The sequence below is a fragment of the Maribacter sp. HS genome (assembly GCF_048059195.1).
In the GTDB taxonomy this organism is placed as follows: Bacteria; Bacteroidota; Bacteroidia; order Flavobacteriales; family Flavobacteriaceae; genus Maribacter; species Maribacter dokdonensis.
This window is the reverse complement of sequence record NZ_JAYLVV010000003.1, coordinates 870,897-886,338: the sequence shown is the minus strand read 5'-3', so window position 1 is coordinate 886,338 and position 15,442 is coordinate 870,897. Positions and strand designations below refer to the sequence as shown.

General features: G+C 34.3%; 16 protein-coding genes. 2 read left to right on the top strand and 14 right to left on the bottom strand.

Annotated features, from left to right (window positions below; genetic code table 11):
* Positions 1 to 8: 8 nt before the first annotated feature.
* The 14 genes from VBZ51_RS08935 to VBZ51_RS08870 all read right to left on the bottom strand — a co-directional run bounded on the left by VBZ51_RS08935 (position 9) and on the right by VBZ51_RS08870 (position 12,140).
* Complete coding sequence (locus VBZ51_RS08935) at positions 9 to 509, bottom strand: F0F1 ATP synthase subunit B (RefSeq protein WP_058104527.1); 501 nt, start codon at positions 507 to 509, stop codon at positions 9 to 11.
* Positions 510 to 596: 87 nt separating this feature from the next.
* Positions 597 to 791, bottom strand: coding sequence for an ATP synthase F0 subunit C (atpE, locus tag VBZ51_RS08930; RefSeq protein WP_027065438.1), 195 nt, complete (start codon positions 789 to 791; stop codon positions 597 to 599).
* A gap of 38 nt (positions 792 to 829) precedes the next feature.
* The gene (gene atpB / locus VBZ51_RS08925; protein ID WP_394332403.1) at positions 830 to 2,008 is read right to left on the bottom strand and encodes a F0F1 ATP synthase subunit A; all 1,179 of its coding nucleotides are present in this window, start codon (positions 2,006 to 2,008) and stop codon (positions 830 to 832) included.
* Between the two features lie 90 nt (positions 2,009 to 2,098).
* Positions 2,099 to 2,491 carry a DUF6168 family protein gene (locus VBZ51_RS08920; protein ID WP_416576692.1) on the bottom strand — a complete coding sequence of 131 codons (393 nt, stop codon included), beginning with the start codon at positions 2,489 to 2,491 and terminating at the stop codon, positions 2,099 to 2,101.
* A gap of 4 nt (positions 2,492 to 2,495) precedes the next feature.
* Positions 2,496 to 2,729 (bottom strand): AtpZ/AtpI family protein, encoded by a 234-nt coding sequence (locus VBZ51_RS08915; protein WP_058104529.1) that lies wholly within the window; start codon positions 2,727 to 2,729, stop codon positions 2,496 to 2,498.
* On the bottom strand, positions 2,707 to 3,129 hold the full coding sequence (locus VBZ51_RS08910) for a bactofilin family protein (RefSeq protein ID WP_058104530.1): 423 nt from the start codon (positions 3,127 to 3,129) through the stop codon (positions 2,707 to 2,709). Before VBZ51_RS08910 ends, VBZ51_RS08915 begins: the two co-directional genes overlap by 23 nt.
* A gap of 3 nt (positions 3,130 to 3,132) precedes the next feature.
* Positions 3,133 to 5,643: a tetratricopeptide repeat protein gene (locus VBZ51_RS08905; protein ID WP_407659315.1), complete on the bottom strand. Its 2,511-nt coding sequence runs from the start codon at positions 5,641 to 5,643 to the stop codon at positions 3,133 to 3,135.
* 411 nt (positions 5,644 to 6,054) lie between these two features.
* The gene (locus tag VBZ51_RS08900; RefSeq protein WP_099190470.1) at positions 6,055 to 6,774 is read right to left on the bottom strand and encodes an ABC transporter ATP-binding protein; all 720 of its coding nucleotides are present in this window, start codon (positions 6,772 to 6,774) and stop codon (positions 6,055 to 6,057) included.
* 215 nt (positions 6,775 to 6,989) lie between these two features.
* Entirely contained in the window at positions 6,990 to 8,459 is a 1,470-nt protein-coding gene (locus VBZ51_RS08895) for a DUF5687 family protein (RefSeq protein WP_416576691.1), read from the bottom strand.
* 378 nt (positions 8,460 to 8,837) lie between these two features.
* Positions 8,838 to 9,458 (bottom strand): hypothetical protein, encoded by a 621-nt coding sequence (locus tag VBZ51_RS08890; protein WP_416576690.1) that lies wholly within the window; start codon positions 9,456 to 9,458, stop codon positions 8,838 to 8,840.
* Complete coding sequence (locus VBZ51_RS08885; RefSeq protein WP_416576689.1) at positions 9,449 to 10,120, bottom strand: hypothetical protein; 672 nt, start codon at positions 10,118 to 10,120, stop codon at positions 9,449 to 9,451. Before VBZ51_RS08885 ends, VBZ51_RS08890 begins: the two co-directional genes overlap by 10 nt.
* A gap of 10 nt (positions 10,121 to 10,130) precedes the next feature.
* Entirely contained in the window at positions 10,131 to 10,469 is a 339-nt protein-coding gene (locus VBZ51_RS08880; RefSeq protein WP_286812121.1) for a PadR family transcriptional regulator, read from the bottom strand.
* A gap of 73 nt (positions 10,470 to 10,542) precedes the next feature.
* The gene (locus VBZ51_RS08875; RefSeq protein ID WP_416576688.1) at positions 10,543 to 11,787 is read right to left on the bottom strand and encodes an RNA polymerase sigma factor; all 1,245 of its coding nucleotides are present in this window, start codon (positions 11,785 to 11,787) and stop codon (positions 10,543 to 10,545) included.
* A gap of 5 nt (positions 11,788 to 11,792) precedes the next feature.
* The gene (locus VBZ51_RS08870) at positions 11,793 to 12,140 is read right to left on the bottom strand and encodes a YciI family protein (protein ID WP_071340838.1); all 348 of its coding nucleotides are present in this window, start codon (positions 12,138 to 12,140) and stop codon (positions 11,793 to 11,795) included.
* 243 nt (positions 12,141 to 12,383) lie between these two features.
* Between VBZ51_RS08870 and VBZ51_RS08865 the strand changes: the two genes are divergently transcribed.
* Both VBZ51_RS08865 and VBZ51_RS08860 read left to right on the top strand, forming a co-directional pair.
* Entirely contained in the window at positions 12,384 to 13,433 is a 1,050-nt protein-coding gene (locus VBZ51_RS08865) for a 2Fe-2S iron-sulfur cluster-binding protein (protein WP_416576687.1), read from the top strand.
* A 158-nt stretch (positions 13,434 to 13,591) separates the two neighbouring features.
* The gene (locus VBZ51_RS08860) at positions 13,592 to 15,439 is read left to right on the top strand and encodes an SLC13 family permease (protein ID WP_416576686.1); all 1,848 of its coding nucleotides are present in this window, start codon (positions 13,592 to 13,594) and stop codon (positions 15,437 to 15,439) included.
* Positions 15,440 to 15,442: the final 3 nt, after the last annotated feature.

The following is a 15,442-nucleotide window of genomic DNA, read 5'->3' as shown; positions in this document are numbered from 1 at the left end:
TATTTCTTTTAGTTAAGTTTTATATCGCTCAACATGGTATCTACCAACTTCAATTGCTTGTCATTGCTAGATAACTCCTCTTTTATAACTTTCTCAGCTATTGCTACAGACAATTCTGCAACTTGACTTTTAATATCGGCAACAGCAGCTTTCTTCTCACTTTCTATAGCAGCTTGCGCTTGTTTCAACATTTTGTCGCCTTCAGCTTTTGCCTGCTCTTTAGAATCAGCTATCATTTTTTCTTTGATCTCACGAGCTTCTTTTAACATAGATTCACGTTCAGCACGTGCCTCTTGCAGCATTCTATCATTATCCGCTTGTAAGTTTTGCATATCCGCTTTTGCTTTTTCAGCTGCGGCCAATGCTTCTTGAATACCTGTCTCTCTTTCGTTCAAAGAGTTCAAGATAGGTTTCCAAGCAAATTTTACCATTAAGAAAATTAAACCTAATAATAGAATTGTTTGTACGATAAACAATCCTGGTGAAAAATCATTCAATAAAACTTCCATATTCTAATCTTTAAAATCTAAATCAATAATTAAAAACATTTCCTGTAACCAACCGTTACAGGAAGATGTCTTTGGGTTTTCGTGTTCTTATTTTCCTAAGAACAAAGCACCGAATGCTAAACCTTCTAAAAGTGCAGCTACGATAATCATCGCAGTTTGAATTTTTCCTGCCGCTTCTGGCTGACGAGCAATACCTTCCATTGCTTTACCACCGATTTGACCAAGACCTAAACCTGCTCCGATAACGATTAAACCTGCTCCAATTAAATTGTAAGTTACCATACTAATTGATTTATATAATTAAATTAAAAAAACTCTTGTTAAATAAAATCTCCTCTAACATCCTCTACATCTGCCACTTCATGACCGTGAGAATCATGCTCATGGTCGTGATCATGTTCCGCTACCGCCATACCTATAAACAAAGCTGAAAGTGCCGTAAAAATATATGCCTGTAAAAAGGCCACCAACACCTCAATAAGGGTGATAAAGAATGATAAAACCAATGAAAGACCCGTAGCACCTGCCACACCTAAACTTTCTTTAAGCGTAAACATAATCGCAATTAAGCTCATTACAACAATATGCCCTGCAGATATGTTTGCGAACAAACGTACCAATAATGAAAAAGGCTTAATGATAAAAGCACCTGCCAATTCTATAATCGCCAAAATTGGTTTTACGAAAACCGGTACACCTGGCATCCACAAAATGTGCATCCAGTAATCTTTGTTACCGCTAACTGTATATATGATCAAGGTAAATATTGCCAAACAAGCTGTAACCGCTATTTGCCCAGTTACATTGAACCCAAATGGAGTAAGCCCCAACAAGTTCAACACCCATATAAAAAAGAATACCGTTAAAAGATACCCTGTAAATCTTCTGTAATGTTTTTCTCCAATGTTAGGTCTAGCAATCTCATCTCTAACATATAAAACAAGAGGTTCCAACACTCTACCAAAACCAGTTGGTACACTTTTCTTAGTATATTGTTTAGCTAAAGAAGAAAATGCAAACAACAATAACAAACCTACCAACAAGATACCAACAACACTTTTGGTAATAGAAAAATCTAAAACTTTATGCGCATTTGTTGCGTGATGTTCTTCGTCAAAATTTACAGATGAAGCACCAGCTTCCAACTCATAAATTTTACTGTGAAGTTTTACAAATTTAGAACCGTTCTTTTCAACAATTACGTGTCCGTTATCGTCATGATGAAATTCTGATGACATAAAAGTCACCAAACCATTGCTTGACCAAAGTATTACCGGAAGCGGAAAACCAACATGCTTTCTTTCACCAGCATCATTGGTATAGGAGAATAAATGAAAATCATGAGAATCCTTAAGGTGATGTAAAATATACTCATCTACCTGCTCCTTACCACTTACCGCTCCTTCAGGTGCTGTGTCTGATACCGCGAAACTTTGCAATGAAAAACAAAGTATTAGAAGTTGTAATAAGGTTTTAATCGTATTTGAAACTTGCATCATTAGTTCTTTATCAAAAAATTAAGCTCCTAGAAATTTTGCGCAAAAGTAGTCAATAATAACATAACCATCCCAATTTTAAAGCTTTAAAATTTACAGACTTTTATTCCCCATTATTTTGGCAATAAAAAACACCTCTAGAAATAGAAAAATTAAAATCGGAATCAACAGCATTCCTCTATATAACTGAGGCATAATACGTTCTCCAAGTAGGTATGGGTAAAAGATCATAGCAAACAACGTAATTTTAAATACAAGTGCCGCCATGTATAGAAACCCTAATTGCTGAAAAAATGAATTGTTTTTAGCCGCAATGAAAAAGATAATCACCAATACGAGTGAAAACACATAATGAAATGTATACGCTTTTTTCAATAATGGAATAAAATAAGGTTCAGCATTGCTTAAAAGCTGATCTTGTAAAAAAAAAGAAGTCGCGCCCACAACAGTGAACACGACTATATATAAAATGATGTTTTTTAGCAACGTTTTATTTATTTAATGCCATAACCTTTTTTATGACCAAATAGATAGACAAAAATACTGCAAGTAAAGTAAATGTATCTTCTAAAAACGTTTTTTCATATTTTTCATCTAACCATTCTCCTAAAAGATTGCCCAAAAATATAGTGACACCCATTTGTATGGCAACACCAGATAAGCTTGCGGCGTTTCTTAAAAGCTCAGAATTATCATTGTCCTTACGAGGCTTTTGCGGCTCCATTGTTCGGTGCTTTAAAACCTGCAGGGTTACTTCCTCCTTTTTTACCGCCCATGTTACAAGAAGCATTAAAAGTAGCACCTGGCTCTACTGCCAGCTTACTTACAGATACCGTACCTTCTATTACAGCAGATGATTTTAAGGATAACAGATCAGATACCAATAATTCGCCATTAAAACTACCTTCTATATCTGCATTTACACATTCTACTTTACCATGAATATAGCCGTCTTTGCCAATGACCACTTTGCCAGAGGTTTTTACATTACCATCTAACTTTCCATCTATACGAAAATCTGCTTCTGAGATGATATCTCCTTTGATTTTGGTATTCTTCTCTATTCTGTTGGGTTGTCCTCCTATTTCATTCATAGCTTTAGGTTTTTGTCTGTCTGAAAACATTGTTCACGGTTTTGGGGTTAAAAGCGTATTTCTATAATCGATTATATTTTTGTGTACTTGTATAATCTTATAGTTCTCTGATAAAACTACAAAATTCTCATCAGCAACTCGGTAATCCTTATTATTTTTTAATAGCTCTGCATAGCCAAGTGCATAATCTTTTGACTTAAACCCATGAACTACTACAAATTGATCTTCTAGGTTATAAATATCTTTAGAAATCTTGTTCTTGTATTTAAGATCGGTAATTGATTTCTCTAACAGTTCCATCAGCTTTAGCGCCTTTTCATTATTACTTCTCTTAAAAGGAAAAACAACTTTCCAGTTAGAGGTTCCCTTGGAGTCTGTTTCCGGTGAAAACTCTTTTTGCTCCAGTTTAGGAAGCTGCTCTGCAATCATTTGCTCGGCTTTTTTACCTTCTGGATTGTTAGGATACGTCAATGCCACATAGTTCAACGCTTCTTTAAAAAGCTCAAAACCTTGCAGCCTACCAATGGCATTTGCTTTCAACATTTCAAACTTTGGAACAATAGGGTCACCTGTAAATCTATTGATGTTTTCCTCCGCACCTGTAATTACCTGCAAAAAGTGTTGTTCTTGATATTGTTTGAACAAATTCTCATAGCGTTTCTCTGGACTATCTGAACTGTCTGCCAGAACCGCTTGTGGGTTTAACAATATTTCCGCGTACCTAGAATCTGAGTGGTTGGCAATAATATCTGCTTTCATAGTCTCTTTCAACGGACTATCTACTTCTTCATATATCTTGTACAGGTTATATTTAGAAGGTAAGATCAAACGCTCTTCGGCATTTGAGGCTAGAACGTTTTCCAATTTCTCTGCCGCTAAAAGATTTTCATTGAACTTTTCCTTATAGATAAGCCCTAATTGATAGTTGGCAAAATTTCGTTCTGTCTTTAAGCTATCTATAATAGCAACATCTGTAGGTAAACGATCCATGTAATAATCTAACGAGAATTTCTCATCTTCACTAACTACACTTATACTATCATTTGCTCCCGGAGCATTCTGTAATGCAATATTCTCACTATTAATAAGCGACTTGTCTGACCATCGCCAATCATCTGTCAATTCTCTATTGCCCCAACGGTTTTTAAAGTCGTTTTGACCATAGCCCAAACTAGTAATGTTATAGAAATAGAATTTGCCTTTATTCTCCTTACCGCCCTTGCTGTTGTTAAAAGCAGCAAAACCATCTGTAATTCTTTCCTTCTCTTTTTTCTGCGCAGCTTCCTTAGCTTTTTGTAGCTCTTCAATATGTTTACCAAAATATGCCAATTGCTCATCTTTTGGCATTTGGTAAACCGTAATTACACTATCTGCATAATGCACAATGTCTTCGTACTTAATAACATCTTCAAGGTTATCCCTTTTTTTCTTGATTGCCCTAAACTTCTTGGTATTCTCGTTAAGGTTGGTCAATACACTATCATAATAGGCACCTGCGGGCTTATAAATACTTTCATCAAAATTATATTCTGCTAAATTCTCATAGTTGAGCGCATTCAATTTTGGCTTGTTCTGCGATGCTCTGAGCGATTTGTTGAAATACAATATTGCCAAGCTATCAGATTCTTGTTCTAAATGAAACTCTGCCAATTGCCTATAAATGCCATCTAAGTAAGGTCTGTTCTCCCTATTTAGCTCCATCTTGGTTAAATATTCCAAGATTTCTTCTTTATTCTCACCAGTGACTTGGGTATTCTTTAATTTTTCGATTTTGGCGTTGATCATATAAATCCTAGGGGACTTTCTATTTAACTCGATCACCTTATCAAAAGCATAATTGGCACTGTCCTTATAACCCAATTGATTGTACAACTGACCAATAATATAATAGTACCTTCCTTTTTCAGGATTCTTTTTTGTATAATGCGATGCAATTTTTAGGTTTTGAACCGCAGTATCCGGAGCATTAAGATTTATATAGGCTTGTGCCAACATTGCCCTTGCATCTGCATACTCTTGATCTTTTAAACGCTCATATTTCATTAAGCGTTTTAAATTTTTTATCGCTAAATCGTCATTTTCTAACCTAATATTTACCTTTTCTCTCCAAATACTTGCTTCATTAAGCTTATCACTTTCTGAATATTTATTGAGAATGTAATTGAAGGATTCCAATGCAGGAATGTAGCGTTCATCAAAATAACGCGCTTTACCTAATAATAGAAAAGCCTCATCTATTTGAGGGTTGCGTTCTTCATCCTTAATATCCATACTATGCTTTTGAATAGCCTTTGTAGCTTTTTCTTCTGCAATAAGAAAATTAGGATTGTTGTCTTCTGAATCTAATTTTATTTCGCCACTAACCTCTAAACGTTCTATGGGCAACACTTCAAAATAATCATCTTGATAAGTATCGTTCAACGTTTCTCGCCCTTGTTCAAAAGCAATATTACCATTATACAAGGTGTTGTATTTGGTATTGAGCGCGTGCCAATTTCGGTTCACGAACTTGTCTTTCTTAACGGAACATGCATTAAAAAGCATACTCGTTAAAACACCGGATAAAATAAGTTTGTTTCTAAGATTCAAAATAGATAATCTACGTATGTATGTTTAACTTAAAAACAACCAGATTATTATACCGTTTATCGGTAAACTGCATATTTATTTTTAAGTCGTGTCACCATTTATGAACCGCGAAACCAAATTTTTACCGACCATATAGTTTGTTTTATATTAAAATGATCAAGAGCTTATGAGTTTACTGCCGATAATCTGATCTAATGCAACTTCGTCGGATTTTTATATTACTTGGAATAAAATTTAGAAAAGAAAAACCGACCTAGTGGTCGGTTTTAAGTTTTTACACTAATTGTAGTACGTCTTATTGAAAACCAATTAAATTTTACCATATGTAGTTCTTAACTGTGCTCTAAGCGGACATATATTTTTAAATTATTCCACAACAACCTCAGCCTTTTCAGACCCAAAAAAGACTTCTAATTCTTTTAAAGTCTCGGCAGATGTTTCAATGTCTTTGACTACCTCACCTTTGTTCAGTACAACAATACGCTCACATACTTCGGTTACATGAATTAGATCATGACTAGAAACCAATACCGTTACATCTTGCTGTGCAGCCAAATCTTTAATGATCTGCTTAAGGCGTATTTGCGTAGTGGGATCTAAATTTGCAAACGGCTCATCTAAAATAACCACTTTGGGGTTGCCAATAAAAGATGCCACTATACCTGCTTTCTTCTGGTTTCCTTTAGATAAATCTCTCAAGTATTTCTTTTGACCTAATATTTCTCCATGAAAAAAGTCTTGGTATTGTGCCAAGAGTGCGTCTACATCGGCTTTATTTTGCCCACGTAGGTCCCCAATGAAATAAAAATATTCTTCTGGAGTCAAATACCCGATCAAAAAGGTTTCATCAATAAAGGAAGAGGTAAACGGTTTCCAATTTTCACTGGTGTTTACTTGTACCTCGTTATTAATAATATGACCGGTAGTTGGTTGTATTAGGTCTAGCAACAAACTAAAAAGGGTTGTTTTACCTGCACCGTTATTACCTACCAATCCAAAACTTTGTCCTGTTGGTATTTGTAGGTTCTTTATATTCAATACTTGTTGTGAACCATATATTTTTGATAAATTTTCTATTGTAATCATAATCGTGTTATTTACTTTGGCTACGCTCAGCAGCCTTTTTGTTCGTTATTGGTTAAAAGAAATAAATCCAAATTATCTGTCTGAATAGCTTATTAACAACTAGCCGACATTTAATGTCCTTATTCCTGCAACTTTATATTCCTTACTGAATTCTTTAAGCTTTCCTAATAAGCTTTTTTCTTTGTACTTATTACTTAATACTCGGTACTTATCAATCAACTCGCCTTTTCTTTAAAACCTGCAATCATTCCATATTTCTTTTTCTTGTATTGCTCGGTAATTAAACCTAATAAGTAATTCTTCATGGCAAAGCCTATAATTCCCATTACTGATAGTACTCCTACCGCCACTTCTAAATTAAAAATGTAGTAAAAGATAGAGAATATAATGATTGGTACAATTAATACCGGAAGCATCACCAAAAACTGAGTAGCACTTGCACCCTGCATGTTACCAAACGGACTCTGATCTAACTCAATCCTTTTCTTATTAAACGAACCAAAATATAATATGACGGGTATGTTTACACCCAAGTTATATAAGGCACATCCAAAATTAATTGCCAAGGCATCCCAACCAAAGTAAACGTAAGGTATCGTCAATAAAAACATAGCTACAATGCTCACTGTAATTAGTGAAACCTTTGACTCCAGATACTTTCGCATGGGTATGTTTTGCGACATCATCATACTATAGTAACTACTATCCCAAGCCGGAATAAACTGACCAAAATTACTTAAGAAAATACCTGTCATAAATATACCCACAAAGGCTTTCATAGGCATCATGCTACTATATATCTCCTGGGTATAGAATACCAGACCGTAAAAGACAAACAATAGCGAAATATACACTTGTGACTTGGTTCTTTTATTTCTCCAAATCATTTTAAGATCTAACTGAAGAAAAGAGCCCATTTCGCCAAAACGCTTGGTCCAAGCTAAATCTGAGGTATTTGCCTGTACCGATTTTGCTTTGAGCTTTGCATCTAGGTAAATTTTATCTTTTAAGTATTTATAATTTACATAGTACATAGCGACTGCAAGCGCAATAGGAATCAAAACCGTAATTGGGTATGCGTAAAGTGCATGAAAAACAGGAGCAAAAAAAGCCTTTACAGAAAACACACCGAAATAATCCAATCCATAGCCTAAAACAAGTATGCTAACGATACCTATTAAAACCTTATCGTTTTTATTCACCAAAAGGTTTACATAATTTATGCTCAAAACAATTGCAATAATGGCAACTACCCATAACAATACATTTAATGCAGGGTAACCGTTAAACAGCAAAACGACGGCAAATGGCACAATGAAAAATAATGTGAGTAAATTATAGATAGATGCGGCAGATCTACCTAAGATATAATGTGCAATGGTGCTTTTCTTTACCGGTGTGGTCAAAAAAGGCTTAATGTCCATTACCGGTAATTTCTGCATAAAATACCTGAGCATTAATTCCATCAAAATCCAGTAGATAAAATACTGGCTAACAATCCATAACGGGCTTTGGTCCGGAAAGAACTTGCGCAGTAAAAAATACATACCCCCACCGGTTACGGCGAGCGATATCAACATATACACCGCAAAAAACCCCATGACTATTTTTATCCCTAAACTTTTTCCAAGGTTAGAGGATCTAAAAAAAGATTTCCATTGTAAGGAAGAAAATCGTTTAAACATTCGGTTGGTTTTAGTATTCTAAGTATAAGTAAGAAAAATCTTGAGTTTGTTACAAGACAAATCCAAATTAAATTTAAAGAGACCTTGAATGTCATTTACTACAACGACTATTCTTCATATTATTGATTCGAAATTTCTTTACAAACCAATAAATAAAATACACAATTTCACATCACACTCAACTCCCTGTACACCATAACTATTCCAACCATTATAAAAACCAAACATCCAAAGATTATATTGATATCGTAGGAATAATCTATTGAATTATAATTATTATCATTCACAAAATCCTTCACAACTTTTATAAGGCGAAGTGAACCACCAATAAGCAGTATGACACCAAAAAATAAATTGATAAAGTCTATTTGTAGTACTTCATTCATTAATATTTAATTCATTATATAGATTAATCGTTTTTAATCTACAGTTGTAAACCACTAAAAGTCCAGCAATATTAAATACAATGGCAAGAAGCCAAAACCACATAAAGTGAAAAGTGTTGAACCAAAAATATGATGTGTTTAAAAATAATGATGGCAAGTACATTATTGAAAACATATATTTAGCTGAATGTATTTTCTTATATACTCCTTTAGGGCTATAATACCAATAGAAGGCAATTATCTGCGGAATTACTAGCGACATCAAGGCTATTACTTTAAGGGTTTTATCGTTTAAAACTAATTGAGTAAAATAAATAGCAAACCCAATCATCATCAACACCAGAAAATAACTTGGTTTTTTGAAAAAGTTAAATATGGTATTGAATAGTGCTTTTTGATATGTCCAGTGTCTTTTTTTGTGTAGACTCTTTTGAAAATTAATAATGAAATTCTTCTTTGAATTAAGAAAATCAATCAATAAAACGTAGCAAGTATTATTTTCAAATTCTGTTGCTAAGTGATCAATAAGCTCTACTCTTACATCTAAAAACCTGATACCGTTCGCAGTTAGATATTCTTCTATTTTCTGTATTTCAATAATATTTAATGCCATAGTACTTTTTGATTATTAAATGACATATGAGAATTATATAAGCTTGAAAAGTAAAAGAAAAATGAGATTGCAAATGCATGAAGCCCTATTGAAATATACATTAAAGAATCATCATCATATATAGACATAAAATTTGTCCACAATGGATTGTAAAGTACATAAACAAATCCAACCCCTATCGCATTAATTTTGAAAAGAAAGCTAAATGTAGTTTGATAGTCAGTGGTCTTAATTCGGTAATCGTAAACCAAAAGGATTACAAAAAAAATTATATATACAGCTCCAATAATTTTTGATATCGAATCTAAGAATGTTATTGAAAAAATACCATTTAAAATAAAAGCAGTTAAGACTATAAAAAGAGAGGCTAAAGTTGATTTGAGATATACCTTCTTAATTTGTTTTACACTTTTACTAATCATTATTCGTGGACCATTCCAATACAAACCTAACCAGAAGCTAGAATAATTATCTAGCTCTAAATTCCAACGTTGAGTCTCAACACAAAATGCTTCATCAAAATCAACCGAATTCAATCGCATATTTTGACAAGTACTTTCAATTATATGATCATAAATTTCAGCACGTAAATCTATTTGAAACAATTCCTTTTTATCTAAAAAATCACGAATCTGTTTTAATTCTGATTGTTGTAATTTCATAACTCAATATTTAGTTAATGCTCCATTTTGGGTTTACCAATTGTTCCATATTTCTAATGAACTCTTCAAGTTCTGCTAATCGATTGGTCTTTTCTCTAACACCTTGCTCCGTAAGTTTGTAATACTTGCGTAACCTATTATCAACCCTTGTAACCTCAACATCTAATAAACCTTCTGCTTCTAATTTGTGCAGTGCAGGGTAAAGAGCACCTTCGGTAATTTTCAATTCCCCTTTTGTTATCTCTTTTACCTTTTGGGTAATTTCGTAACCATACATTTTTTCGCCTTCATCTAATAATTTGAGAATGATGGTATTTAAACTGCCCTTATATAATTTGGAATTTGCCATTGTTGTTTAAACTATAGAAAGGAAAGATACATAATTTTCTTATGCATAAGAAAATTATGTATAAAAATTCTATTTACTTGTTAGAAGTCAAGTTTCTTTTATTACCCGCCAAATACTCCCACTCCAATTTATTCGTAGTCCCAGCCAATGCTTTATCCAAAAAAGAAATCGCTAATTGTTTCTTTCCTATTTTCATATAATATTCCGCATAACAACCGTAATACAAATAAGCCCTTTGACCAAGTTCTGCAACATCAATGTGCTTTAACAATTGATGTGTTTTTTCAAAATCAGATAACTGAAGACATACTGTTGCATGATTTAACAACGTAAACATATTGGGTTTAAACATATACAATTGTTCGTACCAATAAGAGATATTTTTCCAATTGGTATCTTTAAATGTTTTGGCATTTAAATGCTCAGAGGCTATCGCAGCTTCATAATGATACACAGAGGTATCTTCATACTCCGTAGCTTTAAGCATAGCACTATTCCCCATCTTTATCAATGGAAAATACCATTTGGTACGGTCTTGATGCTGCAAATTAACTATTTGATTGTCAGAAGAAACTTTGCTTTCTAGTCGTGACATATGAAAACAAAGCAATGCAAAAAGTGCATACAAACTACCACTTCTAAATTGCTCCTTTTTTAAGAGTAGTTGGCAAAGGCGAATAGCTTCGCCACATAAATCTTCTTTTATTAACTTTTCCTTGTTTGTAGAATGAAAGCCTTCATTGAACGTTAAGTAAATGACTTCCATAACACGTGCCATTCGTTCTTGAACAGTTTCAGGACTTGGGTATTGAAACTGAATATTTTTATCCTGAATGGTTTTTCTTGCCCTTAGTAATCGCTTAGCGATAGTTTCCTCTTTGGTCAATAAGGCAGCGGCAATTTCTTTAATACTAAAACCGGAAATGGTTTTAAGTGCAAAGGCTATTTGTTCGCTAGGGTGTAAACTTGGGTGACAAGCAACAAAAATCATTCGCAACTGACTGTCTGCTACCTCATGATCTAAAAACAGTTCGTCTATTTGTAAAGATGATGCTCCAGTTGTAATGCTAAGGTTTCTATTCTTTTCGGCTTGTATACTTCGAAGAATATCAATGGTTCTGTTTTTGGCGACACGGTTCAACCACCCCTCTGGATTATCGGGTATTTTAGTCCGCCATTGCGAAGCTGCTTTTATAAAGGTATCCTGTACCGCATCTTCAATGGTCTCTATATATGACAACCCGAAAAAACGGGTTAAAATAGCGACCATCTTCCCATAATGATGTCTAAAAAGATGGTCTACTACTTTATGTTCCATATAGTTTACTGCTCAAAAACCATTACTTCCCTAATCTCAACAGTACCGTCTAAATCATAATCTGGATAATCTTTAGCGATTTCAACTACAGCTTCAGCATTCTCTGCCTGTACAATATAGTAACCGCCGATCAATTCTTTACCTTCGATCAAAGGGGCATCGGTAACGGTACGGTTTGGTCCAGATACTCTTTTTACTTGGGGCATTAATGCGTCGCCAGATTTAACAATACCTTGTTTTTGCATTTTTTCGTTCCAGGCAAACCATTTTCCCATTCGTTCCTGTAATTGTTCTGGTGATAGACCTAATTCTTGGTAATCTGCACCAATGAAAATCATCATAAAATCTTTCATAATTTAATCCTTTTAATTTTTACATAGAACTCGCTCTAAGTTCTTTTTGTTTACCTCATGACGTTACCGAAATCAAATTAGGGACAATTTTTATAGGTTTTTTTCAAAAAAAGATAAGTTAAGAATTATTTAATATGATAAAAACCCTTCAAATACCATTGAACGTTAGACTTTTTTGACAAATGTCATATGATATCGCAAAAGCATGCTTAATTTTGTAGATCGATTTAAAGAAATGAACATATGTCGCAATTTCACCCATTAACGGTAAAACATATTAAAAAATTAACGCCAACATCTGTTGCCGTTACATTTTCAATTCCTAAAGAATTGGCACAGACTTTCACCTTTACGGCGGGTCAGTATATCACAATAAAAAAAGAAATAAAGGGTAAAGAACTTAGAAGAGCATACTCTATTAGTTCATCTACGGACAAAGATGGTATCACCATTGGAATTAAAAAAGTAGATAATGGTGGATTCTCAAATTACGCCAACTCAGAATTAAAAGTAGGCGATACATTAGAGGTGATGGAACCAGAAGGTCGTTTCGTTTTTAATACTACTAAAGAAGTACAGAACATAGCAGCATTTGCTGCAGGTAGTGGTATTACCCCTATTATGAGTATTGTAAAGTCTGTTTTAGATAGTAACCCAAAAAACAAATTTGTTTTAGTTTACGGAAACAAATCTTACGAAGAGACTATGTTCTATACAGATTTGGTGAAATTGGAATTAGAATATGCCAATCGGTTTTTTGTGTACTTTACCAATAGTCAAACTCGTGAAGACAAGGCTTTATTCGGTAGAATAGATACCTCAACGGTAAATTATGCACTATTGAACAAGCATAAGGACGTTGATTTTGATGGATACTATTTATGTGGACCAGAGGAGATGATCCGTTTGGTACAAGATACTTTAATAGAGAATGAAGTAGATAAGGATAAAATCCATTTTGAGCTCTTTACACCCACTGAAATAAAAGAGGAACTACCTATACAGGCCAATGGTCAAACAGCAGTTACCGTACTTGTTGATGATGAGGAATTTCAGTTTACGATGGACAAGAAAAACATAATTCTTGATGCCGTTCTTAAAGAAAATATTGATGCACCATATTCTTGCCAAGGTGGGGTATGTAGCAGTTGTATTGCTAAAGTAACCGAAGGAAGTGCTGAAATGGTCATGAACCAAATTTTGACCGATAAGGAAATTGCGGACGGATTTATTTTAACCTGTCAAGCCCATGCCACCACACCTACAATAAAGGTAGATTTTGATGATGTATAAAACTATATTAGTATAATTATAAAACGCCATTATTATAACATAGTAATGGCGTTTTTTATTTCCTGGCCTAGCTTTTCAAAGGCAAAATTAAATTGGATTGCGTTATTGTTTTTAGGGGGTTAAAATACCTTTAATGGTATTTTCAATTCGCTAAAGGTATGTCTATAGAAATCATTGGTGTTTTTATCATCATTGCGGTAGTTATAATTTTATTTGCTTTTGAGGTTTTTCCGATGGATAAAATCGCTTTCTGCATTATTGCCGCATTACTATTGACCGGCTTGGTTTCACCCGAAGAAGCCGTCAGCGGATTTTCTAACAAAGCCGTAATCACCATTCTATGTTTAATGATCTTAGCGATCGGACTTGAAGAAAATGGAGCCATATCTTATCTCGCAAAAGGCTTAAAGGTGCTAAAGAACTGGCCGGTTGTCCTGGCCATGGTCGCTATAATGCTGATTGCGGGAAGTATTTCTGCCTTTGTAAGCTCTACTGCCGTGGTCATTGTGTTTATTAAAATTGTTGCAGAACTACGCGAAAAATATCAATTACCCCCAGGCAAATTATTATTGCCTATATCTTTTGCAAGTATTTTAGGGGGCAGTTGTACCCTAATGGGCACATCTACCAACCTTTTGGTAAGTAATATAGCCGCTAGGTATACCGGTGAAAAATTGGGTTTCTTTGAATTTACATTGACCGGCATTGTTTTTTTAGGAATTTCAATGGGAATTATTGCCCTTTTTTATCGGTTTTTACCAAAAGACACTGGTAAACTTTCAGATAATTATGACCTTGATCGATATCTCTTGACGGTGACGGTAGAAAGTGATTCTCCTTTGGTAAACAAACCAATAGGTGAAAGTTTCATGTTCAAAGAAATTGACATTACCGTTTTGCGACTAACACGAAAAGGCTTTGACCAAAACTTATTGAATCATGATTTGTTAATTCAACCTAATGATGTAATTCTTCTGCACTGTAGTTTGGAAAACCTTCAAAAAATGCGTGCCGAAGGTTATTTTGAAGTGGATTCGGAAGACAAAGACCATTTTACATCCACTAAAAATACCCAAATCAAAAAAGTTAGTGATGCCCAAGTAAAGAATGATGAAAATAATGAGGAAGATGATGAAAGTCTTTTGTTAGAATTATTGCTGTTACCCGGTTCTAAATTTTTAGGTAGAAACTTATCTGAATTAAAAACCATGTTGATACCAAGGGCAATCCCTTTAGCGGTAAACAAGCGAAAGAAGCTACGTATTCTTCAGAACCGACTACATCAAAGCAATCATGAGTTTACAAAGCTTCATGTAGGAGATCGATTATTGATACAAACCAAGCCCGAGTACGTATCTAATTTTGAAAACAGCAATAATCTAGCGGTATTAAACCAATATGAAGGTCGTGTGCCTGCCACGCCGTTTAAAAGAAACTTATCCATCCTTATATTAATTGCCACCATTGCTATGGCAGCTACCGGAGTTTTTGAAGTAATGACGAGTGTAATTACTGGAACCTTAGCTATGCTCCTTTTCAAATGTGTTGAGTTAAATCGTATTTATGAGAAGATCAATTGGCAAATTATTTTCTTATTGGCAGGTATGATACCACTAGGTATAGCAATGAGCAATGCCAAGGCAGATACATGGATCACGGAAGAACTGTTGGCATTAATGTCCGGTGAGCAACCTATATTCATTATCGGATTGTTGTTTTTAACGACCATGATACTCAGTAGTGTAGTATCAAACAATGCTACGGCAATTATAATGGCACCTATTGGAATATCATTGGCCAGCGGATTAAGTCTTGATCCCAAGCCATTTATTCTTTGTGTAATGTTTGCGGCAAATTTCAGTTTCTTTACTCCCTTAGGATATCAAACAAATGCGCTGATCTACAGTATGGGAATTTATAAATTCAAACACTTTTTAGTAATCGGCGGGGTTATATCCGTAGTGCTTTGGATCGTGGGCACCTTACTTTTAAGTGCTATGTTGTAATTA

What these genes read in the sequence shown, in the direction of transcription:
- VBZ51_RS08935 (WP_058104527.1), bottom strand. Translation starts at nt 509, where the DNA reads ATGGAAGTTTTATTGAATGATTTTTCACCAGGATTGTTTATCGTACAA.
- atpE (WP_027065438.1), bottom strand. Translation starts at nt 791, where the DNA reads ATGGTAACTTACAATTTAATTGGAGCAGGTTTAATCGTTATCGGAGCA.
- atpB (WP_394332403.1), bottom strand. Translation starts at nt 2,008, where the DNA reads ATGATGCAAGTTTCAAATACGATTAAAACCTTATTACAACTTCTAATA.
- VBZ51_RS08915 (WP_058104529.1), bottom strand. Translation starts at nt 2,729, where the DNA reads ATGGAGCCGCAAAAGCCTCGTAAGGACAATGATAATTCTGAGCTTTTA.
- VBZ51_RS08910 (WP_058104530.1), bottom strand. Translation starts at nt 3,129, where the DNA reads ATGTTTTCAGACAGACAAAAACCTAAAGCTATGAATGAAATAGGAGGA.
- VBZ51_RS08905 (WP_407659315.1), bottom strand. Translation starts at nt 5,643, where the DNA reads ATGCTTTTTAATGCATGTTCCGTTAAGAAAGACAAGTTCGTGAACCGA.
- VBZ51_RS08900 (WP_099190470.1), bottom strand. Translation starts at nt 6,774, where the DNA reads ATGATTACAATAGAAAATTTATCAAAAATATATGGTTCACAACAAGTA.
- VBZ51_RS08895 (WP_416576691.1), bottom strand. Translation starts at nt 8,459, where the DNA reads ATGTTTAAACGATTTTCTTCCTTACAATGGAAATCTTTTTTTAGATCC.
- VBZ51_RS08890 (WP_416576690.1), bottom strand. Translation starts at nt 9,458, where the DNA reads ATGGCATTAAATATTATTGAAATACAGAAAATAGAAGAATATCTAACT.
- VBZ51_RS08885 (WP_416576689.1), bottom strand. Translation starts at nt 10,120, where the DNA reads ATGAAATTACAACAATCAGAATTAAAACAGATTCGTGATTTTTTAGAT.
- VBZ51_RS08880 (WP_286812121.1), bottom strand. Translation starts at nt 10,469, where the DNA reads ATGGCAAATTCCAAATTATATAAGGGCAGTTTAAATACCATCATTCTC.
- VBZ51_RS08875 (WP_416576688.1), bottom strand. Translation starts at nt 11,787, where the DNA reads ATGGAACATAAAGTAGTAGACCATCTTTTTAGACATCATTATGGGAAG.
- VBZ51_RS08870 (WP_071340838.1), bottom strand. Translation starts at nt 12,140, where the DNA reads ATGAAAGATTTTATGATGATTTTCATTGGTGCAGATTACCAAGAATTA.
- VBZ51_RS08865 (WP_416576687.1), top strand. Translation starts at nt 12,384, where the DNA reads ATGTCGCAATTTCACCCATTAACGGTAAAACATATTAAAAAATTAACG.
- VBZ51_RS08860 (WP_416576686.1), top strand. Translation starts at nt 13,592, where the DNA reads ATGTCTATAGAAATCATTGGTGTTTTTATCATCATTGCGGTAGTTATA.